Source organism: Achromobacter sp. GbtcB20 (assembly GCF_019091095.1).
GTDB classification, from domain to species: domain Bacteria; phylum Pseudomonadota; class Gammaproteobacteria; order Burkholderiales; family Burkholderiaceae_B; genus Achromobacter; species Achromobacter mucicolens.
This window is the reverse complement of record NZ_JAGXJZ010000026.1, coordinates 48,616-71,006: the sequence shown is the minus strand read 5'-3', so window position 1 is coordinate 71,006 and position 22,391 is coordinate 48,616. Positions and strand designations below refer to the sequence as shown.

The 22,391-nt window shown below is 66.4% G+C and carries 16 protein-coding genes; 6 read left to right on the top strand and 10 right to left on the bottom strand.

What is annotated here, in order from left to right:
* Positions 1-288: 288 nt before the first annotated feature.
* Positions 289-2,994: an aconitate hydratase AcnA gene (acnA, locus tag KVT32_RS24795; protein ID WP_062839130.1), complete on the bottom strand. Its 2,706-nt coding sequence runs from the start codon at positions 2,992-2,994 to the stop codon at positions 289-291.
* 249 nt (positions 2,995-3,243) lie between these two features.
* On the bottom strand, positions 3,244-4,152 hold the full coding sequence (locus KVT32_RS24790; RefSeq protein WP_152384945.1) for a LysR substrate-binding domain-containing protein: 909 nt from the start codon (positions 4,150-4,152) through the stop codon (positions 3,244-3,246).
* Between the two features lie 150 nt (positions 4,153-4,302).
* Here KVT32_RS24790 and KVT32_RS24785 point away from each other — a divergent pair, with 150 nt between their 5' ends.
* Both KVT32_RS24785 and KVT32_RS24780 read left to right on the top strand, forming a co-directional pair.
* Entirely contained in the window at positions 4,303-5,211 is a 909-nt protein-coding gene (locus KVT32_RS24785) for a pirin family protein (protein WP_254637011.1), read from the top strand.
* Between the two features lie 231 nt (positions 5,212-5,442).
* On the top strand, positions 5,443-7,695 hold the full coding sequence (locus KVT32_RS24780) for a TonB-dependent siderophore receptor (protein ID WP_217618969.1): 2,253 nt from the start codon (positions 5,443-5,445) through the stop codon (positions 7,693-7,695).
* Positions 7,696-7,888: 193 nt separating this feature from the next.
* On the opposite strand, the gene KVT32_RS24775 is transcribed toward KVT32_RS24780, so the two are convergent.
* The 4 genes from KVT32_RS24775 to KVT32_RS24760 all read right to left on the bottom strand — a co-directional run bounded on the left by KVT32_RS24775 (position 7,889) and on the right by KVT32_RS24760 (position 13,273).
* A complete protein-coding gene (locus KVT32_RS24775) occupies positions 7,889-8,485 on the bottom strand; it encodes a hypothetical protein (protein WP_056323789.1) in 597 nt (198 codons plus the stop codon).
* 207 nt (positions 8,486-8,692) lie between these two features.
* On the bottom strand, positions 8,693-11,284 hold the full coding sequence (acnB, locus tag KVT32_RS24770) for a bifunctional aconitate hydratase 2/2-methylisocitrate dehydratase (protein WP_056323792.1): 2,592 nt from the start codon (positions 11,282-11,284) through the stop codon (positions 8,693-8,695).
* Between the two features lie 233 nt (positions 11,285-11,517).
* On the bottom strand, positions 11,518-12,405 hold the full coding sequence (locus KVT32_RS24765; protein ID WP_217618968.1) for an FxLYD domain-containing protein: 888 nt from the start codon (positions 12,403-12,405) through the stop codon (positions 11,518-11,520).
* Positions 12,395-13,273: an FxLYD domain-containing protein gene (locus tag KVT32_RS24760; RefSeq protein ID WP_152384941.1), complete on the bottom strand. Its 879-nt coding sequence runs from the start codon at positions 13,271-13,273 to the stop codon at positions 12,395-12,397. Before KVT32_RS24760 ends, KVT32_RS24765 begins: the two co-directional genes overlap by 11 nt.
* Before the next feature lie 299 nt (positions 13,274-13,572).
* On the opposite strand from KVT32_RS24760, the gene KVT32_RS24755 reads away from it, so the two are divergent.
* Positions 13,573-14,337, top strand: coding sequence for a TSUP family transporter (locus KVT32_RS24755; protein ID WP_056323801.1), 765 nt, complete (start codon positions 13,573-13,575; stop codon positions 14,335-14,337).
* 39 nt (positions 14,338-14,376) lie between these two features.
* Here KVT32_RS24755 and KVT32_RS24750 read toward each other — a convergent pair whose 3' ends face one another.
* The 3 genes from KVT32_RS24750 to KVT32_RS24740 all read right to left on the bottom strand — a co-directional run bounded on the left by KVT32_RS24750 (position 14,377) and on the right by KVT32_RS24740 (position 17,086).
* Complete coding sequence (locus KVT32_RS24750) at positions 14,377-14,817, bottom strand: CBS domain-containing protein (protein ID WP_056324612.1); 441 nt, start codon at positions 14,815-14,817, stop codon at positions 14,377-14,379.
* Between the two features lie 104 nt (positions 14,818-14,921).
* The gene (locus tag KVT32_RS24745; RefSeq protein WP_152384940.1) at positions 14,922-15,926 is read right to left on the bottom strand and encodes an acyl-CoA dehydrogenase family protein; all 1,005 of its coding nucleotides are present in this window, start codon (positions 15,924-15,926) and stop codon (positions 14,922-14,924) included.
* Positions 15,927-15,937: 11 nt separating this feature from the next.
* Complete coding sequence (locus KVT32_RS24740; protein ID WP_152384939.1) at positions 15,938-17,086, bottom strand: acyl-CoA dehydrogenase family protein; 1,149 nt, start codon at positions 17,084-17,086, stop codon at positions 15,938-15,940.
* A 212-nt stretch (positions 17,087-17,298) separates the two neighbouring features.
* On the opposite strand from KVT32_RS24740, the gene bktB reads away from it, so the two are divergent.
* Positions 17,299-18,480, top strand: a complete 1,182-nt coding sequence (bktB, locus tag KVT32_RS24735; protein ID WP_175155879.1) for a beta-ketothiolase BktB — start codon at positions 17,299-17,301, stop codon at positions 18,478-18,480.
* A gap of 57 nt (positions 18,481-18,537) precedes the next feature.
* On the opposite strand, the gene KVT32_RS24730 is transcribed toward bktB, so the two are convergent.
* Complete coding sequence (locus tag KVT32_RS24730; RefSeq protein WP_142054449.1) at positions 18,538-19,317, bottom strand: IclR family transcriptional regulator; 780 nt, start codon at positions 19,315-19,317, stop codon at positions 18,538-18,540.
* A gap of 112 nt (positions 19,318-19,429) precedes the next feature.
* On the opposite strand from KVT32_RS24730, the gene KVT32_RS24725 reads away from it, so the two are divergent.
* Positions 19,430-20,293, top strand: a complete 864-nt coding sequence (locus KVT32_RS24725; protein WP_152384937.1) for an enoyl-CoA hydratase — start codon at positions 19,430-19,432, stop codon at positions 20,291-20,293.
* Entirely contained in the window at positions 20,290-22,374 is a 2,085-nt protein-coding gene (locus KVT32_RS24720) for an acetate--CoA ligase family protein (RefSeq protein ID WP_217618967.1), read from the top strand. Before KVT32_RS24725 ends, KVT32_RS24720 begins: the two co-directional genes overlap by 4 nt.
* Positions 22,375-22,391: the final 17 nt, after the last annotated feature.

Here is a 22,391-nt window from a genome sequence, read left to right as displayed (position 1 = left end):
GTCTGAACACGCTCATCGGTCCGCGTGTAGCGATAGCTAATCACTACAGTGGCCAAGATACAAGGTGTCTGACACCCGCTGAAAAATAGCGGCTGGCCCAAGACCATCTCCGGGGGGTGTCAGACACCTGCCGAATCATGACGCCGGGCCAATGAAAAACGCCCCGGAACCGCAAGGTCCCGGGGCGTTCTGCAGAAGAGTTGCCGCCCCGCCGCCCGGCCGCCCGAAGGCGGGGCCGCCCCCTCGGGGGGCAGCAAGCGAGCGAAGCGAGTGCGGCGTGGGGGCCTTTTACGCCGCCAGCAGCTGGCGCAACACGAACGGCAGGATGCCGCCGTGCTGGTAGTAATCCACCTCGATCGGCGTATCGATGCGCAGCAGCACGGTCACGTCCTGCTTGGAACCGTCCTTGCGCGTGATCGTCAGCGTCACGTCCTGCATCGGCTTGATGCCGTTTTCCAGGCCGGAGATGTCGTACGTTTCTTCACCCGTGATGCCCAGCGATTGCACGCTGTCGTTACCCTTGAACTGCAGGGGCAGTACGCCCATGCCCACCAGGTTGCTGCGGTGGATGCGTTCGAAGCTGCGGGTGATGACCGCCTTGACGCCCAGCAGCTGGGTGCCCTTGGCGGCCCAGTCGCGCGACGAGCCGGTGCCGTACTCTTCGCCGCCGAACACCACGGTGGGCGTGCCGGCTGCGACGTACTTCATGGCGGCGTCATAGATCGACATCTGTTCGCCGGTGGGCTGGAACAGCGTTTCGCCGCCTTCGAAGCGGCTGCCGTCGGGCAGCGCCGGAATCATGAGGTTCTTGATCCGCACGTTGGCGAACGTGCCGCGCATCATGATTTCGTGGTTGCCGCGGCGCGAGCCGTAGCTGTTGAAGTCGGCCTTCATGACGCCGTGTTCCTTCAGCCACTTGCCCGCGGGCGAGCTTTCCTTGATGGAACCGGCGGGCGAGATGTGGTCGGTGGTGACCGAATCGCCAAACACCCCCAGCGCGCGCGCACCCTTGACCGTGGGCATCGCGCCCGGGGTCATGCCGAAGCCCTCGAAGAAGGGCGGCTCGGCGATGTAGGTGGAATCGGGCCAGTTGTAGGTGTCGCCGGTGACGCCCTTGATGTTTTCCCAGAGCTTGCCGGGATTGCTCTTGACCTGGCCGTAGTTGGCTTCGAAGGCTTCCGGGTCCAGCGCGTACTTGAGCAGCGCGTCGATTTCCTCGGTGGTCGGCCAGATGTTGCCCAGCCACACGTCGCCGTTCTTGCCGCGGCCCACGGGCTCGGTCATCAGGTCGCGCGTCACGGTGCCGGCCAGCGCATAGGCCACGACCAGCGGGGGCGAGGCCAGGAAGTTGGCCTTGATGTTCGGGTGAATGCGCGCCTCGAAGTTGCGGTTGCCCGAGAGCACGGCCGAACACACCAGGTCGTTGCTGGTGATGGCTTCGTTCAGGTCCGGGGTCAGGTCGCCGGCGTTGCCGATGCAGGTCGTGCAGCCGTAGGCGGCCACGTCGAACCCGAGCTTTTCCAGGTAGGGCAAGAGGCCCGTCTTGGTCAGGTATTCGGTGACGACGCGGGATCCGGGGGCGAGCGAGGTCTTGATGTGCTTGGGCACGGTCAGGCCGGCTTCCACGGCCTTCTTGGCCAACAGACCCGCCGCCAGCAGCACGCTGGGGTTGGACGTGTTGGTGCAGGACGTGATGGCCGCGATCAGGATGTCGCCGTTCTTGATCTTGGTGCCGGCGCTGGTCGTGAAGGTCTGGTCGAGCTTTTCGGCGGGCTGGTTGAAGCCGTTTTCGGCCACCGGCTTGGAGAACAGGTCGATGAACGTGTTCTTGACGTTGCCGATTTCGATGCGGTCTTGCGGGCGCTTCGGGCCCGCCAGCGACGGCGCGACGGTGGACAGGTCCAGCGTCAGCAGCTTGGTGAAATTGATGTCCTTGGACGCGGGCACGCCGAACATCTTCTGCGCCTTGAAATAGGCCTCGAAGGCGGCGATTTCCTCTTCGGTGCGGCCGGTGCCGCGGAAGTAGTCGATGGTGCGTTCGTCGACCGGGAAAAAGCCCATGGTGGCGCCGTATTCCGGCGCCATGTTGCCGATGGTGGCGCGTTCGGCCACGGTCAGGCTGGCGGTGCCTTCGCCGCAGAATTCTACGAACTTGCCCACCACCTTTTCACGGCGGAGCATTTCAGTGATGGTGAGCACCAGGTCGGTGGCGGTGACGCCGCCGCGCAGCTGGCCCTTGAGCTCGACGCCCACCACGTCCGGCGTCAGGAAGTACACGGGCTGGCCCAGCATGCCGGCTTCGGCCTCGATGCCGCCCACGCCCCAGCCGACCACGCCGATGCCGTTGATCATCGTGGTGTGGCTGTCGGTGCCCACCAGCGAGTCGGGGTAATAGACGTTGTTCTTCTTGTCCTGGTGCACGCCGCGCGCCAGGTATTCCAGGTTGACCTGGTGGACGATGCCAAAGCCCGGGGGCACGACGCCAAAGGTGTCGAACGCCTGCATGCCCCACTTCATGAACTGGTAGCGCTCTTGATTGCGCTTGAACTCCAGCTTCATGTTCAGGTCCAGCGCGTTCTTGGTGCCGAAGTAGTCGATCATGACCGAGTGGTCCACCACCAGGTCCACGGGCACCAGGGGCTCGATGCTCTTGGGGCTCTTGCCCATCTTGTCGGCGACCGAACGCATGGCGGCGATATCGGCCAGCAGCGGCACGCCGGTGAAGTCCTGCAGCACGACGCGGGCGACCACAAACGGAATTTCATCTTCGCGCTTGGCGTTGGCTTGCCAGTTGGCCAGCTGACGGACGTGTTCTTCGGTGACCTTCTTGCCGTCGCAGTTGCGCAGCACGGATTCCAGCACGATGCGGATGGAGACCGGCAGCCGCTGCACATCGATGCCAAGCGACTTGCCCAGCGCCGGCAGCGAATAGAACTGACAGGACTTGTTGCCGATCTTGAAATTCTTGAGTGTGTCTAGGGTGTTGTGCGGCATGATGGACTCCGTGGTTTTGCCCAGGCTGAAGGCGGCATTTTCAGGCGTTTCGGCGAGTTTGTCATTGTCTCTTGGACAAGTTTGCCGAGGGTCTATATCTTGGTTTGTGTCTTATATCTTATATAAGACTTGAGCGGCACGTCAAAGTTCCGGCCCCGTATCGCGCCAGACCGGTTCGGATTCGGCGAAACCCTTACTTTGGCGGACGCGCGCCAAGCCTGCAAGGCCCTGTGCTCCGGAAGGGGCGCTTCAGGTCAGGTACGCGGGCAATTCAGCCGCCGTGAATTCAAGAAAGCGCTTCAAGGCCAGCGGCTCGCCGCAACGCGCCGGCATGACGGCATAGATGCGGGCGGGCGCGGGCGTCCAGTCGGGCAGGATGCGCGCCAGCCGGCCTTGATCGAGATCGTCGCCGCACAGATAGCGCGGCACCAGCGCCAGACCCAGGCCCGCCGCCGCCATGGCGCGCAGCGTGTCCATATTGCTGCTCAGGCTGCGGGGCTGGAATTCCACCGCTTCCATTTCGCCGCCCGGGCCGGTCAAGCGCCAGGTGTGCAGGCCGTCCTGCGTGCCGTGGGCAAGCAGGGGCAGGGTGGCCAAGTCGCGCGGGTGACGCGGCGGGGATTTGGCCATCGCCGGGCTGCACACCAACGCCATCGGCACGGCGGAGATTTCGATCGCATTCAACCGGGCGTCGGTCAGCGACGATGACTGGGCGCGAAAGCCCAGGTCGTACCCTTCGCCGACCAGGTCGATGATCTGGTCTCGCGTGTCCAGCAGCACGCGCACGCGGGGGTGCTCCGCGCAGAAGCGGGCGACCAGGCCGCCCAGAATCCGGGTCGCAAGCGGCGAGGGCGCGGTGATGCGCAGCATCCCGGCGGGCGCATCGCCCATGGACGCGGCCAGGTCGAAGACACTGCGAGCTTCGCGGGCCAGCGCCTTGGCGTGGGCATGAATCTGTTCGCCCATCGGGGTGAGCGACACGCGCCGCGTATTGCGCTGAAGCAGCCGCACGCCCAGGCGCGCTTCCAGCTCGGCAATTCGGCGGCTCAGCTTGGAACGTTGCATATTCAACACACGTGCGGCCGCCGAGAAGCCGCCTTTTTCAACAACTTCGCTGAAAAGCAGCAGGTCTTCAAGGCGGTGAACGTAGTTAGGCATACAGCGTTTTAATAGGGGAATTCGGAATATTTGCTGGCATTGTCCTGACAGCCGGGACAATTATTCCTGAAATTGGCCCCTACTGTCCGGCGGTCCGAACTCATAAGCTGTCGCCGCAATACATGTTCAGCAAACAGCAAGGCAGCATTTTTGACTCTCCACCTTAGCGCCGTCGTTCCGGGCTCCAGCCGCTACATGGGCGACGCCTGCACCATCCGCCAGTTTCGCCATACCGATTTCTCGCGGTGCATCTCGCCCGTGGTGCTGGTGGATCACTTCGTCATGACCGGGCCGACCTTCGAACCGCATACGCACGCGGGCATCAGCGCCGCGACCCTGATGCTGGAAGACAGCACCGGCGTCATGCAAAGCCTGGACGGCATCGAGAACAACCAGGACATTCACGCGGGCGACCTGCACTGGACGCAGGCCGGGCGCGGCATCGTGCACGCGCAGCGGCCGGTGGGCGAAGCCCGGCTGCACGGCCTGCAGATCTTCATCGATCATCCGGCGCACCTGAAATCCTTGCCGCCCATGACCTCGATGCTGCGCGCCGCGGACATGCCTGCCATCCAGGCGCCTTCGGGCAAGGTCCGGGTCGTGTCCGGCAGCTTCGGAGGGCTGGAGTCGCCCTTGCGCACGCCCGAACCGTTGCTGATCCTGGACGGCTGGCTACGGCCTGGTGCGACCACCCTGGTGCCCATGCCGCCTGGCTGGAACGCCTGGTTCTACGCCATCCAGGGCGACCTGGGCGTGCGCGCCAGGCATTGCAGCAAGGGTGCGGGGCCGCTGCCCAAGGTGGCGGGCGGCGATCCGGACTTTGCGATCGTGCCCGCCGGCAGCGCCGCGGTAGCGGGCGCCACGCGGGACGGTGAAGAAGGGGTCCTGTTGCTGATGGCCGGCAAGAAGCCCGTGCATTTCGTGCTGGTGGCGGGATCGGCGGTGGGGGAAGGGCGGCAGCAGGGCGACGCGGCGTTGCCCGACGCGGACGGGGCGCTTGCCGAGGCGTTGGCGGCGTATGGGGAAACCGAACCGGCCGATGCGCTGACGACCTGCTGATCCGTCGCGGGATATGTTGCTTGGCCGCAACGCCGAGCTTCAATTCTTTTTGAGAGAATCAATGAGAACGATTCTCTTTTGGTAACATCGTCGCGGTCAGACCTCAAGACCCCAACCGCGAATGTGCTTGGATGGCGCCGGTCACCCCGGATAGCCACGCGATTCGAATCGGGTTTTTGCGGATCTCCCCACCGCAACGCGGACCCGCTTCCGCTTTACCAGCGCCCCGATATGAAAATCAGAACTCTCGCTTGCATGGCCGCCGCCTTGCCGTGCTTTGGCGCCGTCCACGCCCAGACCGCTCCCCAGACCTCTCCCCAGACCGCACCCCAGACCGCTCCCCAGACTCAGCCCGCCACGACCAGCGGCTCCGTGACCTCGATGGACGCCATCCGGGTCGAGGCCAGCGCGGACGCATCGGCCGGCGGTCTTTCTGCGCCGTTCGCGGGCGGGCAGGTGGCCCGCGGCGGCCGTGTCGGCATCCTCGGCACCGAGGACTTCATGAACACGCCGTTCAGCGTGACCAGCTACACCAACGAGCTGATCCAGGACCGCCAGGCCAAGAGCGTGGGCGACGTGCTGCAAAACGACTCGGGTGTGCGCGTGGCGCGCGGTTTTGGCAACTTCCAGGAGTCTTACTTCATTCGCGGCTTCATTCTGAGTTCGGATGATGTGGCCTACAACGGCCTGTACAGTCTGCTGCCCCGTCAGTACATCGCCACGGAGCTCTTCGAACGCGAGGAAGTGCTGCGCGGCGCGACGGCCTTCTTGACCGGCGCCACGCCCGGTGGCGGCGGCATTGGCGGCGTCATCAACCTGGTGCCCAAGCGCGCGCCGAACGAGCCGTTGACGCGGGTCACCACCGGGGTTTCCAGCGGCGGCCAGTTCCAGTTGTCCACCGACATCGCCCGCCGCTTCGGCCCGGACGACAGCACCGGCATCCGTTTGAACGCCGCGCAGCGCAGTGGCGACACGGCCATCGACGACGAACATAGCCGCACCAGCGTGGTCTCCTTGGGCCTGGACTGGCGGTCCGCCGACACGCGCCTGTCCGCCGACATAGGCTGGCAGGAAAACAAGCTCAAGCGCCCGCGCCCGAACGTGACGCTGGGCGCCGGCGTCACGACCGTGCCCGATGCGCCGGACGCCAGCTCCAACTACGCGCAGCCGTGGACGTATTCCAACGAGCGCGACGTCTTCGGCACGCTCCGCGCGGAACATGACTTCAGCGACAAGCTGACCGCGTACGGCGCGTTCGGCATGCGCCGCAGCGACGAAGCCAACTCCCTGGGCAACATCACGCTCACCAACGGCAGCACCGGCGCCGGCAACTTCTACCGCTTCGACAACACGCGTGAAGACAGCGTCAACACGGGTGAAATCGGCCTGCGCGGCAAGTTGCGCACGGGTCCCGTGGGGCACGAGTTCGTCGTGTCGGCGTCCTGGTTCGATCTGAAGAAAAAGAACGCGTACGTGATGGACTTCCGCAACACGTTCCCCACGAACATTTACGATCCCATCTCGTACGACAAGCCTGCCTTCAGCGCCGGCGCGCTGCGCGGCAATGATCTGGACAACCCAGCGCTGCAGGGCCGTACCCGCCTGAGCAGTTACGCCATCGGCGACACGATGTCCTTCCTGGACGACAAGGTTCTGTTCACGGCCGGCATCCGCCATCAGCGCATGTCGCAGCGCGATTACGCGTACAACACCGGCAACGAAAGCGGCGCCTACGACGCCAGCCACAATTCGCCCGCCTTCGGTCTGGTGGTCAAGGTTGCGCCCAGCGTTTCGCTGTATGCCAACTACATCGAAGCCCTGGTTGCCGGCCCGACCGCGCCCGCAACCGCAGGCGGCCGCCCGGTGCCGAACGTCGGCCAGAGCCTGCCGCCCTTCGTGTCCAAACAGAAGGAAGTGGGCGTGAAGTATGAAGGCGACAGCCTGGGTGGCGGCCTGGCGTTCTTCTCGACGGAAAAGCCGCGCGCGGCCTACAACGCCGCCAACGAGCTGACCAATTCCGGCAAGGACCGCCACCAAGGCGTCGAGCTGACCGTATTCGGCGAACCCGTGCGCAGCGTGCGCCTGCTGGGCGGCCTGACCTGGCTCGACGCCAAGCAGGTGTCGACGGGCAACGCCTCGCTGAACGGCAACCGCGTGATCGGCGTGCCGCGCTTCCAGGCCAACATGGGCGTGGAATGGGACATCCCGGGCGTCGAAGGCTTGGCCGTCGACGGCCGCGTGGTCTACACCGGCTCGTCGTATGCCGATGACGCCAACACGCTCAAGGTTCCGGGCTGGACGCGCTTTGACGCCGGCCTGCGCTACATGATGGACGTGGACGGCCACGTCCTGACGCTGCGCGCCCGCGTGGACAACATCGCCAACCGCAACTACTGGTCGTCGGTGGGCGGCTATCCGGGCAATGGCTACCTCGTCCTGGGCGGCCCGCGCACGTTCTCGCTGTCGGCCAGCATGGACTTCTGATCGCGGCGGGCGACCGCCCACGCAGAAAAAATCCCGGCCCGCCGGGATTTTTTTTCGTTCATGCAGCGCGAGGCGGGTTGACGGTGTCTGACACCCCGGGGAGATGATCTTCAGCCTGCGGTGACGTCTCAGCGGGTGTCAGACACCGGGGCAATTCAGCGGGTCTCAGACACCCAGGCGATTCAGCGGCCCTTCACCAAAACCAGCCGCCCCGCGACAGGCTCGATTCGCAGCTCTTGTACTGCGCCGTGAACTTCTCGGCGCGCGCCTGCACTTTCTGCGAGACGGTTTTCAACCATGCCTTGCGGTCGTAACTGCGGTTGCGGTAGCCGGTCCAGCCCTCGTGGTAGTTCAGATACTGCCCATACGCATCCCACTTCGAGATGCCGTTGATACGCTGCGTCTTGTTCATGTACCAGCCCATGAAGTCCAGCGCGTCGGCGAAGTTGTCGCGGCTGGAGGTCCAGCCGCCCGCTTCGCGTTTGTAGTCGGCCCAGGTCTCGTCCTTGGCCTGCGCATAACCGTACGCCGAGCTCACGCGGCCCCACGGGATGAAGCCCAGGAAGTAGTAGCGCGGCGGCAGCGCGTCGTGCTTGAAGGAAGACTCCTGGTACATCATCGCGATCGGCACCGGCACCGGGGCGCCCCATTTCTTCTGCACCTCCAGCGCCGCGTCGTGCCATTCCGGCTTCTCGCGGAAGATTGCGCAGATGTTGTCGGGATTCGAGGGCGGCGCGGTGGCGCAGCCGGCTAGCGTCAGCAACAGCGTCGGCGGCAATAGCCGGATCATTGGCAGGCTTCCTCCAGGAAAAATGCGCCGGGGCTTTCCCGGCGATGGCGGCCGACGTCTCACCGGCATGCCTGGATTGTATTGAAACGTTTCGTTATACAGGCTGCCTGCTGATCCCAATCGCTCGGACAAAGGCAAAAAAAAACGGCCCCGGGCGATTGCACGGGGCCGTTGTTCAGGCCGCGAGGCCTGGCTGGGGGATCAGGATCAGACCTCGATCACGTCCGCCACGTCCTTGTAGTCGGGGATCTTGTCGAAGTTCAGGTACTGGTAGATCTGGTCGCCGCTCTTGTTGATGACGCCCATGTCGGCCATGTACTCGTCCTTGGTCGGGATGCGGCCAAGCTTGGAGCAGATGGCGGCCAGTTCGGCCGAACCCAGATACACGTTGGTGTTCTTGCCCAGGCGGTTCGGGAAGTTGCGGGTGCTGGTCGACATGACCGTCGCGCCTTCGCGGACCTGCGCCTGGTTGCCCATGCACAGCGAGCAGCCCGGCATTTCGGTGCGGGCGCCGGCCGTGCCGAACACGCCGTAGTGGCCTTCCTCGGTCAGTTGCGTGGCGTCCATCTTGGTCGGAGGAGCGACCCACAGCTTGACCGGGATGTCGCGCTTGCCTTCCAGCAGCTTGGACGCCGCGCGGAAGTGGCCGATGTTGGTCATGCAGCTGCCGATGAACACTTCGTCGATCTTGGCGCCGGCGACTTCCGACAGCGTCTTCACGTCGTCGGGGTCGTTCGGGCAGGCGACGATGGGTTCATGCACGTCGGCCAGGTCGATCTCGATGACCGCGGCGTATTCGGCGTCGGCATCCGGCTCCAGCAGCTTGGGGTCGGCCAGCCAGGCTTCCATCGCCTTGATGCGGCGGCCCAGCGTGCGCTCGTCTTCGTAGCCGTTGGCGATCATCCACTTGAGCATCACGATGTTGCTGTTGATGTACTCGATGATCGGTTCCTTGTTCAGGCGCACCGAGCAGCCGGCGGCCGAACGTTCGGCGGAAGCGTCCGACAGTTCAAAGGCTTGTTCGACCTTCAGGTCGGGCAGGCCTTCGATTTCCAGGATGCGGCCGGAGAAGATGTTCTTCTTGCCTTGCTTGGCAACCGTCAGCAGACCTTGCTTGATGGCGTACAGCGGAATGGCGTTGACCAGGTCGCGCAGGGTGACGCCGGGCTGCAGCTTGCCCTTGAAGCGCACCAGCACCGATTCCGGCATGTCCAGCGGCATGACGCCCGTGGCGGCGGCAAAGGCCACCAGGCCCGAGCCGGCCGGGAACGAGATACCGATGGGAAAGCGCGTGTGCGAGTCGCCGCCGGTGCCGACGGTGTCGGGCAGCAGCATGCGGTTCAGCCACGAGTGGATGACGCCGTCGCCCGGACGCAGCGACACGCCGCCACGGGTGCTGATGAATTCCGGCAGCGTGTGGTGCGTCTTGACGTCCACGGGCTTGGGGTACGCGGCGGTGTGGCAGAACGACTGCATCACCAGGTCGGACGAGAAGCCCAGGCAGGCCAGGTCCTTCAGTTCGTCGCGGGTCATGGGGCCGGTGGTGTCCTGGCTGCCGACCGAGGTCATCTTCGGTTCGCAGTAGGTGCCCGGACGAATGCCGCGGCCTTCCGGCAGACCGCAGGCGCGGCCGACCATCTTCTGGGCCAGCGTGAAGCCGCGGCCGGAGTCGACCGGATCCTTGGGCAGGCGGAACAGCGTCGAGGGCGGCAGACCCAGGGCTTCACGGGCCTTGGCGGTCAGGCCGCGGCCGATGATCAGCGGAATGCGGCCGCCGGCGCGCACTTCGTCGAACAGCACGTCGGACTTGACTTCGAATTCGGCGATGACCTCACCGTTCTTGATCGCCTTGCCTTCGTAGGGGCGCAGCTCGACCACGTCGCCCATTTCCATCTTGGACACGTCCAGCTCGATCGGCAGGGCGCCGGCGTCTTCCATCGTGTTGTAGAAGATCGGGGCGATCTTGTTGCCCAGGCACACGCCGCCAAAGCGCTTGTTCGGCACGAAGGGGATGTCTTCGCCCGTGAACCACAGCACCGAGTTGGTGGCCGACTTGCGCGACGAACCCGTGCCGACCACGTCGCCCACGTAGGCGACCAGGTGGCCCTTTTCCTTCAGGGATTCGATGAACTTGACCGGGCCACGCTTGCCGTCTTCTTCCGGCTCGAACGCGGCGCCGTCGCGCTTGTTCTTGAGCATCGCCAGGGCGTGCATCGGGATGTCGGGGCGGGTGGTGGCGTCGGGGGCGGGCGACAGGTCGTCGGTGTTGGTTTCGCCCGGGACCTTGAAGACCGTGATGGTCAGGCTTTCGGGCAGTTCCGGACGGCTGGTGAACCATTCGGCGTCGGCCCAGCTTTGCATCACGGACTTGGCGTTGGCGTTGCCCTTGTCGGCCTTTTCCTTCACGTCGTGGAAGGCGTCGAACATCAACAGGGTCTTCTTGAGCGCATCGGCGGCGATGGTGCCGATTTCCGCATCATCCAGCAGGTCGACCAGCGGGCCAATGTTGTAGCCGCCGAGCATCGTGCCCAGCAGTTGCGTCGCCTTGGCACGGCTGATCAGCGCACAAGCTTCCTTGCCCAGGGCCACGGCGGCCAGATAGGAGGCTTTGACCTTGGCGGCGTCGTCCACGCCGGCCGGCACGCGGTGCGTCAGCAGCTCGACCAGATTCTGCTCCTCGCCAGCGGGCGGATTCTTCAGCAGTTCGATCAGTTCAGCGGTTTGTTTGGCCGTAAGGGGCAGCGGGGGAATCCCCAGAGCCGCGCGTTCGGCAACGTGTTGGCGGTAAGTATCCAGCATGTGAGGCCTGCTCAAAGTCGGGTTGGAAGAAGGGTTGTCGGCCGGAATTGTAGAAGCAAGTGGGGGCAGGTAGCAAATGTCTTATATCTTATATAAGACTTGACCCGATAGCCTGTTGCTCGGCGGCGACGTCCGGGAGGGCGGTGCGCCGCCAACGGGCCGGATATCAGGCCGGGCGCCATGAAAAAGGGCGGCCGCATGGCCGCCCCGGGGCAACGTCGTTCTTCGGCCGGTCAGGGCGCGGTGGCGTCGTAGACCACGCCAACGCGGGTGAAATTGCCGCCGTACTGCTTGACCTCGACCTCGAAGGGCGCGCTGTCGCCAGGCGGCAGGCGCGGCACGCGCAATTCCTTGAAGGTGGCGCCGGTAAGCTGGTCCTGGGCATCGTACAGGCTGACCCAGACGCGCACCTTCTCGACCTCGCGCTCGCTGTCGTTGCGCACCCGGCCATGCACCGTCACGTACTTGTAACGGAAGCGGTAGGTGAAGTTCAGCGTGCCGGTGCCAATGGCGGCTTCGGTGTTTTCCACGGTCACGGCAAGCTGCGGCCGCGGGCCGGGCAGGGCGGCGCGCTTGGCGGGCAGCCAGTTCGTCTTGACCTCGGAAAAGCGTTCCACGCGACCGGTCAGCGCCACGGGCACGCGCTCGCCGGGATACAGATACGCCGGCAGGCTCCAGGACTGGCGCAGATCGAGCGGGCGCGAACCGTCGAACACCGCGATCTCGGCGCGCGGCGACAGCGCCACGTATTCCTTGCTGGTGTTGACCAGTTCCGCATACAGCGCGGGCCGTTCGATCTCGTCGAGCAGGCGGCGCGGCGCCGACAGCTTCAGCGCCCCGGCGTCGAACAGCGCGAAGTCCGGGTCCAGCAATTCCTCGGTGGTCAGACGGACATGGTCGATCACCCGCGTGTTGGCCGGGCTGACGCGCACGATGCGGCTGGCGGGCGGTTCGGCCGCGGCCGGCGCGGCCTTGGCGGCGGTTTGCGCGGGGGGCTGGCTGCGCGGCCCGAGGGCGGTGAACTTCCAGGCGGCGTAGGCGCCCGCCGCAAACAGGATCAGCGCCAGCGCGGCCAGGGCCGGTCGCGTCAGGCGCCGGGAGGGGGAGCGATCAGCTTTCACTTTGCACCATGTAATCGTAGGCGGCGACCTCGCCGTCGCGCAGCATCTCGCAGCGCACGTCAAAGGACGTCAACGCATCCGGGGCCAGCGGGCTCGCGGTGGCGTAGCCGTTGCCGGTGCCGATCAGCCTGCCGTCGGCGCCGTACAGCATGACCGTGATCTGCGTGCTGCTGACCGGCTGGACGCCCTGGTTGCGGATCAGGCCAACCAGTCGGTAGGTGCCGTCGTTGCGGACGAGCTGCACCTTGCTGGCGGCCACGTCGTTGTTCTTGCCACGCGCCGGCGACGGCGTGGCAACCTGCAGGTCATAGCGGCTGAACGCCTTGTCCGGCGCCGAGATCTTCAGGGGCGTGTATTCCCCCGGTTGCAGCGAGCGCGCGGGCGCCGAGCCCGACACGGTGGCCAGCGACAGGTCGCCCTGGAAGAACGATGCCGACACACGCGGCACGTCGATCTTGCGGCCCGTTTCGTTGCGCACGATCATGACGAGTTCGGTGCGCCCGCGAGTCTTGATTTCCTGCACGTCGGTCAGCTTGACCAGCGAAGCGTCGATGGGCGGCTCGGCAATGCGGGTGGGCGCGGATGACGGGCGCGAACCCAGCGTGGAGACGACCAGGGGGACGATCACCGCGGCCAGGACCGCCACCGAGATCGCCACGAGCGCCACGGGCTTGATGGGCGCCGGCTGAGGCTTCTGGATGTTGCGCAGGATTTTTTCCAGGCGCTGCGCCACGTTGTCCTCGACCAGCGTGACGGCGTGGCAGTGGCTGCACTGGTATTCGTTGGTGTCCAGCTTGGTGAACTGGGCGCTGCCGCAGGTGGAGCAGGTCAGCGTCACCGTATTGATGGTGGTCTGTTTGGGCGTCATTCTCGGTACGCAGGCCCGCGCGATCCAGGTCGGGGTGGCGGGCGGCAGGGGATAGCCGGGCGGCAAGGATAGCGGTCGCGCGGCGTGCCCGGGGTGCATGAGCGCATCAGATTGTGACCAACTGTGTGCATTCGGCGCGGCGGGGGCCGGATCACCGCGTTTCCCCGGTGCTATCATTCCCGCCGAAAAGCATTAGCCCGTTAACTCGTTAACCTGTTACCACGCCGTTTCCCGTCGATCCGCTCACTGCCGCCCTGGCGCGCAGCCGGGCAGAGCCGAGGTCTGGCTCCACCCGTCGCATGAGCATCGATCAACACCTGCTGTTTTTGGCCTGCGTGGCGCTTGCCACCTATGCCCAGACGATGACGGGCTTTGCGTTTGGGCTGGTGCTGCTGGGCCTGTCGGGCGTGTTTCAGCTGGCCTCGGTCGCCGAGGTCGCCAACGTGGTCAGCGTGCTGTCGCTGGTCAACGCAGGTGTCACGTTGCTGCGCGCCAGACCGCAGGTGAACTGGTCCCTGCTGACGCCCGCCGCGGTCAGCAGCCTGGCCGGCGTGGGGGTGGGCGTGGCCGCGCTGACGTGGATCAGCGGATCCATGGCGGTGCTGTTGCAACTGCTGCTTGGCGTCACCATCCTGGCCTGCGCCATCTTGCTGGTGACGCGCACCCAGCCGCTGGCGCAGTTGTCATCGCGCACGTCCAGCGTGTTTTTCGGCGGGGTGTCGGGCGTGCTGGGCGGCCTGTTTTCCAGCGCCGGTCCGCCCATGGTCTATCACCTGTACCGCCAGCCGCTGCCGCTGGCCACCATCCGCAACAGCCTCTTGATCCTCTTTTCGCTCAACGCCACGGTGCGGCTTGCGCTCGTGACCGGACAGGGCGCCTTCATGGCGTCATCGTTCTGGATGAGCGTGCAGGCGCTGCCGGTCGTGATTGGCGTGACGTGGTTCGCGCGCCGCTACAGCACCGAGAATTCGATGAAGACGGTCAAGCGCATGGTGTTCGTGCTGCTGCTGGCCGCCGGCCTGGGCCTGATCGTCCCCGCGTCGAGAATGTTGGCGGCCGGCTAGGTGCGGCCGGCTAGGCGCGGCCGGCCACGCCTTGCGTCTTTAACCCCGTTCGCCCGTGATGTAGCGTTCCAGTTCGTGGATGATGAACTTCTGCTCGCTCATCACGTCCTTGACCAGGTCGCCGATGGACAGCAGGCCGATGAGCTTGTCGTTGTCGATGACGGGCAGGTGGCGGAAATGCCGTTCGGTCATCATCGCCATGCAGTGTTCCCGCGTGTCGGCGGGACCGACGTAGTAGACCGAGTCCGTCATGATGTCGCGCACCTTGGTCGTGCGCGATGAGCGGTCCTGCAGGACGATCTTGCGCGCGTAGTCGCGTTCGGTCAGCATGCCCAGCACCACGTCGCCTTCCACCACCACCACCGCGCCGATGCCTCGGTCGGCCATCGTCTTGATCGCGTCAAAGACCGACGAATCCGGAGAAACCGTCACGACGGCGTGATTGGCCTTTTCCCTGAGAAGCTCAGCAACTGTCTTCACGATGTGCTCCCGAAACGAACCATGCTCCATCCTAAGCCTGCCTGCGGGATTGCCGCAAGCGCGACGCGTGGTTTCGCGTTGTTGTCGCGAAACGCATGGCGGGGCTAGGCGGCTGGCCGGGCGTACAACGCCGTGCGCAGGTAGGTCAGCGCATCGGCCCCGCTGGCGATCGCGTCCGCCCCGATGCGCTCGTGCCAGTGGGCTTCCGATCCCGCCGCCAGCCGCCAATCGCGCAGCCGGCGGGTGTAAAGCTGCAAGTCGTATTCCTCGGTGACGCCGATGGCGCCGTGCACCGCGTGCGCGATGTCGGCCACCTGCGGCACGGCCTGGCTTGCGCGGGCCTTGCCCAACGCGGCAAGCAAGGGGCGGGGCAGGCCGTCGTCGCCTTGAAAGGCCAGCTCTGCCGCCATGCGGGCGGCCCACACCTGTTCGGCCATCACGCTGATCTGCTGTTGCACCGCCTGAAAGCGGCCGATGGGCTTGCCGAACTGCGCGCGCTGGTTGGCGTACGCCAGCGTCATCGCCAGCACCCGGTCCATCGCGCCGGCGATCAGGCCGGCATAGGCGGCGGCTGCCAGCGTGTCCAGCGGCGCGGGCCCCTCGATACGTTCGGCGTCGCCAAGCGCCCACGACGCGCCGCCGTCCAGGCTGCCGTGCACGCCGTTTGGTTCGACGCGCGCCGCCTGCATGGGCAGCAGCCAGGTCTGGCCGCCGATGCCCGCCAGCACGTAGTCGGCGCTGCGCGCCCAGGCCACGCTGACGCCGGCGATGCGTCCGCCATCGATGGCAAGGCCGTGCGGCGCAAGCGCGATCGACCCGGCCGCTTGCGGGCGCTGCGCGCGGCTTAGCCAGGCGCGCGCGAGCAGGGTGTGGGCAATGGGGTAGGGGCACAGGTGCCGGCCCGCCGCCAGCACGACCGGCAGCGCGTCTGCGAGGCCCAGGCCCGCGCCGCCGTGCGCTTCCAGAACCAGCGCGTCCGCAAAGCCCGCGTCCTCGCAGGCCTGCCACGCGGCGGCGGGCGGCTGGCCCTGTTCGGTCCGGCGGATTACCTCGGGCGTGCAGGTCTGGGAAAAAAGGCGTTCGGCGGCATCGCCAAAAATGTTGTCCATGGCGGTCGTCCTTATCGAAGGCCAAGTCCGCGGGCGATGATCCCGCGCAGGATTTCACGGGTGCCGCCGCGCAGCGAAAAGGTGGGCGCAACCTGTTCCAGATACGCCAGCGTACGCAGCAGCGGCAGGGGCACGGGCCGGTCCGGATGCCGGCCCAGCGTATCGCCGATAATGCGCGGGATGGCCTGTTCAAGCTCGGTGCCCAGGTCCTTGACCAGCGACGCCTCCGTGGCGGGACTCAGGCCGGCGGCCAGCTTGCCGGCAACCGCCAGCGACATGGCGCGCAGCACCGCCATCTGCGACAGGATGGCGCCCAGCGTGGCGCGGCTTGCGGCGTCGGCGTCGTGCTCGCGGCAGTGCGCCAGCCAGCATTCCAGCAGCGCGATGCTGGAGTACAAGCGCTCGGGGCCGCTGCGCTCGAAGGCCAGTTCCGCATTGACCTGCGCCCAGCCCGCGCCTTCCTCGCCGATCAGCGCATCGGCCGGCAAGGCCACGTTGTCGAAGAACACTTCCGAAAAATGCGCGTCGCCCGCCAGATCTTCGATCGGCCGCACCGACACGCCGGGCAGCGACAGGTCCACGATGACCTGCGACAGCCCCTGATGCCGATCGTCCACGGTGCCCGAGGTGCGCACCAGCGCGATCATGTAGTGCGAGCGGTGCGCGTTGGTCGTCCAGATCTTGCTGCCGTTCAGGCGCCATCCGCCGCCATCGGGCTCGGCCCGCGTGCGGATGCTGGCCAGATCCGAACCGGAGCCCGGTTCGCTCATGCCGATGCAGAAGAAGGCCTGCGCGGCGCAGATGCGCGGCAGGTAGAAATCCCGTTGCGCCGGCGTGCCGTACTTCAGGATGAGGGGCGCGCTCTGGCGGTCCGCGATCCAGTGCGCAGACACGGGCGCGCCCGCGCCCAGCAATTCTTCGGACAGCACGAACCGCGCGAATTGGCCGCGCGCCGCGCCGCCGTATTCGCGCGGCAACGTCAGACCCAGCCAGCCGCGTTCGGCAAGCTGGCGGCTGAATCCGGCGTCAAACCCCATCCAGGAGCGCGCGCGCTCATCGGGCTCCAGCCCGTCCAGCGCATCGGCCAGGAAGGCGCGCACCTCGGCGCGCAAGGCTTCGTCCTCGGGGGGAATGGCAGTCAGTTCCAGCGTATCGATCATCGGGCGCTCCGGGTCGGACAAAGGCGCCGCAAGGGGCGCCGGTGGCCACTATCGGGGAACGCGTCGAACGCTGTCCAATAGTATTTTTTGCCTTTCCGATACGGCTTCGGTATCGGCGGCCGAAACGCGGGCGCCGCGGCCCGGCAGTATGATGGACCGCACTTCAAGCAACGCATCGCGCGACTCAAAACGCACCACAAGGAGGAAACACCATGAATGAAGTCATCGTCGCTTCGGCCGTCCGCACCGCCATCGGAGATTTCGGCGGCGCGCTCAAGGATGTGCCGCCCTGCGATCTGGGCGCCACCGTCATCCGCGCCGCGCTGGAACGCGCGGGCGTCTCGGGCGACGAAGTGGGCCATGTGGCCGTCGGCCACGTCATCAACACCGAGCCGCGCGACATGTACCTGTCGCGCGTGGCCGCCATGAATGCCGGCATCTCCAAGGAAACGCCCGCCTTCAACGTCAACCGGCTGTGCGGCTCGGGCCTGCAGGCCATCGTGTCGGCCGCGCAGTCGATCATGCTGGGTGACGCCGACATCGCCGTGGGCGCTGGCGCCGAAAGCATGAGCCGCGCGCCGTACATCGCCCCGGCTCAGCGCTGGGGCGCGCGCATGGGCGACAGCGTCATGCTGGACATGATGACCGGCGCGCTGTCCGACCCGTTCGGCAAGATGCACATGGGCGTCACGGCGGAAAACGTGGCCGCAAAGTTCGGCATCAACCGTCAGGACCAGGACGCCTTGGCCGCGGAATCGCACCGCCGCGCCGCGGCCGCGATCGATGCTGGCCACTTCCGCGACCAGATCGTGCCCGTGAAGATCAAGTCGCGCAAAGGCGAGATCGTGTTCGACACCGACGAACACGTGCGCCGCGACGTCACGGCCGACAGCCTGGCCAGCCTGAAGCCGGTGTTCCAGAAGGAAAACGGCACGGTCACCGCGGGCAACGCGTCCGGCCTGAACGACGGCGCGGGCGCGCTGGTGCTGATGAACGCATCGGTCGCAGCCAAGCGCGGCATCAAGCCGCTGGCGCGCCTGGTCGCCTACGCCCACGCCGGTGTGGACCCGGACATCATGGGCATCGGCCCGGTGCCCGCCACCCAGGCGGCGCTCAAGCGCGCGGGCCTGACGGTCGACCAGCTGGACGTCATCGAGGCGAACGAGGCATTTGCCGCCCAGGCTTGCGCGGTGTCGCGCGAGCTGAAGCTGGACGCGGCCAAGGTGAACCCGAACGGCAGCGGCATCGGCCTGGGCCACCCCATCGGCGCAACCGGCGCCATCATCGCCACCAAGGCCTTGCATGAGCTGCAGCGCGTGCAAGGCCGCTATGCGCTGGTCACCATGTGCATCGGCGGCGGCCAGGGGATCGCAGCGATCTTCGAACGGATCTGATTCTTTTCGCGCCGCAAGCCCGCAACGTCCCGGTAGCGCCGGGGCGTTGCGGGCTTTTTACTTGGCGTCCTGACCCAGGTAGTCCTTGGCCCACGCCTGGCACTCGGCGTGCAGCAGGGCGCCCATCTGCGCGCGCCGGGGCGCGTCGAGCCGGCTGCTGATGGCGCCAAAGCTGAACGCCACCCACGTCAGCTCGGACACGGGAAACGCCACGCCCACGCCCGACACGCCCGGCGTGATGGTGTCCACGATCTCGGCGTAACCCGCGGCCCGGGTCTGCCTGACCGCCTTCATCAGCGCGGTGCTGGACACGCGGATGTGCGCGTAGCTGGCGGCGTGCCGGGCATACAGCGCTGCGATCTCCTCGTCGGGCAGTGCCGCCATCAGCGCCAGGCCGCCCGCGCCCACGCCAAGAAGGCGGCGCTCGCCCTGGTCGATGGTGAAAACCTTGACCGGGAACGAGCCGGCCTCGCGCAGCAGGCATAGCGCGTAGTCGCCCTGGCGGATTACCAGAAAGACCGTGTCGCCCGACAGGCGGGCGAGCTTCTGCGCGAAGGGTCGCAGCGCGTCCAGCAGCGGCGTGCGGCGCAAGGCGGCAAACCCCAGTTGCATCGAATCCACGCCCAGCCGATAACGGCGGGTGGCGCGGTCGCGTTCGGCGAATTGTTCTTCCAGCAGGCAACTGAGCAGGCGGTGGGCGGTGGAGCGCTCCAGGCCGGTCGCGGTCATCACACCCTGCAGATCGATGCCGTCCTCCTGATGCTGCGCCAGCACGCGCAGCAGGCCGAGCGCGCGGCGCATGCTCTGGGTTCCCCCGGTTGATCCTGTCGTGTTCATATTGTGGGAATAATTGATTGAATATTTTGTATTTTAGGATTCGTGGTGCGTTAATTCAATCCAGCCGATCGCGCCGCATTCGATGGCGCGGCATTACAAGGACGAGGAGACCATGGAATACGCCACCCTGGCCGTCGAACGGTTTGACGCGGTATGCCGCATCAGCCTGGCCCGCGAATCCGCGCGCAACGCGCAAAGCCAGCAGATGCTGGACGAGCTGGACCACGCGCTGGCGCGTGCTGAAGAGGACGACGACATCCGGGTGGTGATCCTGGCCGGCCGTGGCGCGCATTTCTCGGCCGGGCACGACCTGAAGGAAGCGCAGGCCAAGCGCGCGGACTTTACCGTCGAGGAACGCTGGGCGTACGAGTCGCGCCGCTACTACGGCTATTGCCTGCGCATCTGGGACTTTCCCAAGCCCGTCGTGGCGCAGGTGCAGGGCGCGTGCGTGGCCGGCGGCTTCATGATCGCCAACATGTGCGACCTGGTGGTGTGCGCCGACACTGCGTACTTTTCTGACCCGGTGGGGCATACCCTGGCCGCGGCCGCCACCGAGGTGCTGATCCATCCCTGGGTGATGGGGCTGCGCAAGGCCAAGGAAATGCTCTACACCGGCGAAAAGGTCGGCGCCGAGGAAGCGCTGCGCATCGGCATGGTCAACCGGGTGGTGCCCGAGGCGGATCTGGAGGCTGCGACATTTGAACTGGCGCAGCGCATTGCGCAGGCACCGCCCTTCGGGCTGCGCCTCCTGAAGCGTTCGCTCAATCGCACGGCCGACGCGCAGGGCTTTCGCACGGCCTTGTCGGCGCATTTCGACACGCATCAGCTCTCTCACCTTACCGAGGAATTCCAGGCGGTGCGCCAGCGAGGCCTGGCCCAGGCCATCCAGCGCAACAAGGACCTGCCTGCCCGCGATGCGCGCGAGGCGGCCGGACAGTCCGGCGCGGTCTCGGGAAAGACGGGTGAAACCGCATGACGTCCCGCCTTGAACCGTTGCTTGATCCCCGTTCGATCGCCATGATCGGCGCCAGCGGCAATCCCGGCAGGATCGGCGGCATGCCGCTCGAATTGCTGACCCGCTTTGGCTTTGAGGGCGGCATCTATCCCGTCAACCCGAAGTACCAGGAAGTGTTTGGCCTGCGTTGCTGGCCTGACATCGAAGCCGTGCCCGAGCCGGTGGACCTGGCGGTGCTGGCCATCGCGGCGGCGGAGGTGACGCCCATGCTGCGCCGCTGTCACGCCAAGGGCATTCCCGCTGCCATCGTCTATGCCGCGGGCTTTGCCGAGGCGGGCGGCGAGGGCGCGCGCCTGCAGGCCGAGCTGGAAGCCTTTGTGGCGGAAAGCGGCATGGCGGTTGCCGGCCCGAACTGCATGGGGTTTGCGAACTTGAATACGCAGGCGCACACCGCCTTTGCCTCGGTATTCAAGACTGCACCCGCGCAGGACGGGCCGGGGTCAGTCAGCCTGCTGACGCAGAGCGGCAACGTGTGCGCCGCGGTGTACGCCATCGCGCGCCGTGTGGGGCTGCCGTTCTCGCACTTCATCAACACGGGCAACGAGGCCTGCCTGGATTTTTCGCAGTATCTGGAATATCTGGCGGCCGATCCGCAGACCGAGATCGTGCTGGGCTACATCGAACAGCTGCGCGATGGCGGCCGCTTCGTGCAGGCGTGCCGCGAACTCGAACGGCGCGGCAAGCTGCTGATCGCGCTGAAGGCGGGCGCCACCGACAAAGGCGCGCAGGCGGTGCAGTCGCACACGTCTGCGCTGGCCGGCGATCGCCGCGTGTATGCGGCGGCGTTCCGGCAACTGAATGTCATCGAGGCCACGGACTTCGCGCAGATGGCGCATCTGGCCAGCCTGGCGACGCTGCGGCACCGCGCGGCAGGCAAGCGCGTGGCCGTGTTGACGATGTCGGGTGCGCTGGGCGCCATCCTGGCTGACAAGTTCATCGGTGCGGGGCTGTCGCTGCCCGATCTGCCGCCGGATCTGCAGGAGGTGCTGCGCGGGGGAATTCCCGACTACGGCATGGTGGGCAATCCGGTGGACGTCACCGGCAATGTGGTCAACGATCCGGCGTTCGTGCGCACCGTGCTCCAGGCGCTGGGAACTTCGGACGCCATCGACGTGGTGGTCGTGTATGCGCCCGGCTACATGCTTGACCGCATGGCCGACGCGCTGGCCGAGGCATCGCGCCAGCACCGGCGTTTGTTCGTGGCCATCGACACGGGCCTGGCGCAAAGCCGTGCGGCGCTGCGCGAGGCCGAAGTGGCGGTGTTCGAGGACCTTGGGCTGGCCGTGGCCGCGCTGGCGCCCTATCTGTTGTGGTGCGAAGCCCGCGCCATCCGGCGCCAGGCGGATCAACCAGTATTGGACACGGTGGCCGTGCCGGCCTTGCCGTGCAACGAGGCGCAGGCGCGCGCCTACGTGGCCGCGTTCGGTGTGCCCGAGGCCGCCAGCGGGGTGGCGCGCAGCGCGGACGAGGCGGTGCGCGATGCGCGCCGAGTGGGCTATCCCGTCGCCGTGAAAGTTCTGAGTCCCGACATTGCCCACAAGACCGAGGCTGGCGGCGTTGCGCTGAACCTGGCGGACGACGAGGCAGTGCGCGCGGCCTGGGCGGACGTAACGCAGGCGGCCGCCCGCGCGCAGCCGGGCGCGCGCATCGACGGCGTGATGGTCCAGAAGATGGAACGTGGCGTCGCCGAGATCATCGTCGGCGCCACGCGCGATCCGGTCTTCGGGCCGGTGCTGACCGTTGGGCTGGGTGGCGTGCTGACCGAAATCTACCAGGACACCAGCCACCGCCTCTTGCCTGTGGACGAGGACATCGCCTTGCAGATGTTGCGCGAACTCAAGGCGTTTGCGTTGCTGGACGGCTTTCGCGGCAAGCCGCGCGGCGACGTGGCGGCGGCGTGCCAGCGCATCGTGGCGATCGGCAACGCCTTGCTGGCCGCGCCCGCGCACGTGTCTCAGATCGAAGTGAACCCACTGCTTATCAAAGAGGCAGGGCAGGGCGTCGCGGTGCTGGACGCCCTGATCCTGCCCGCAACCCCGTAGCGCGATCGCGCACCCCC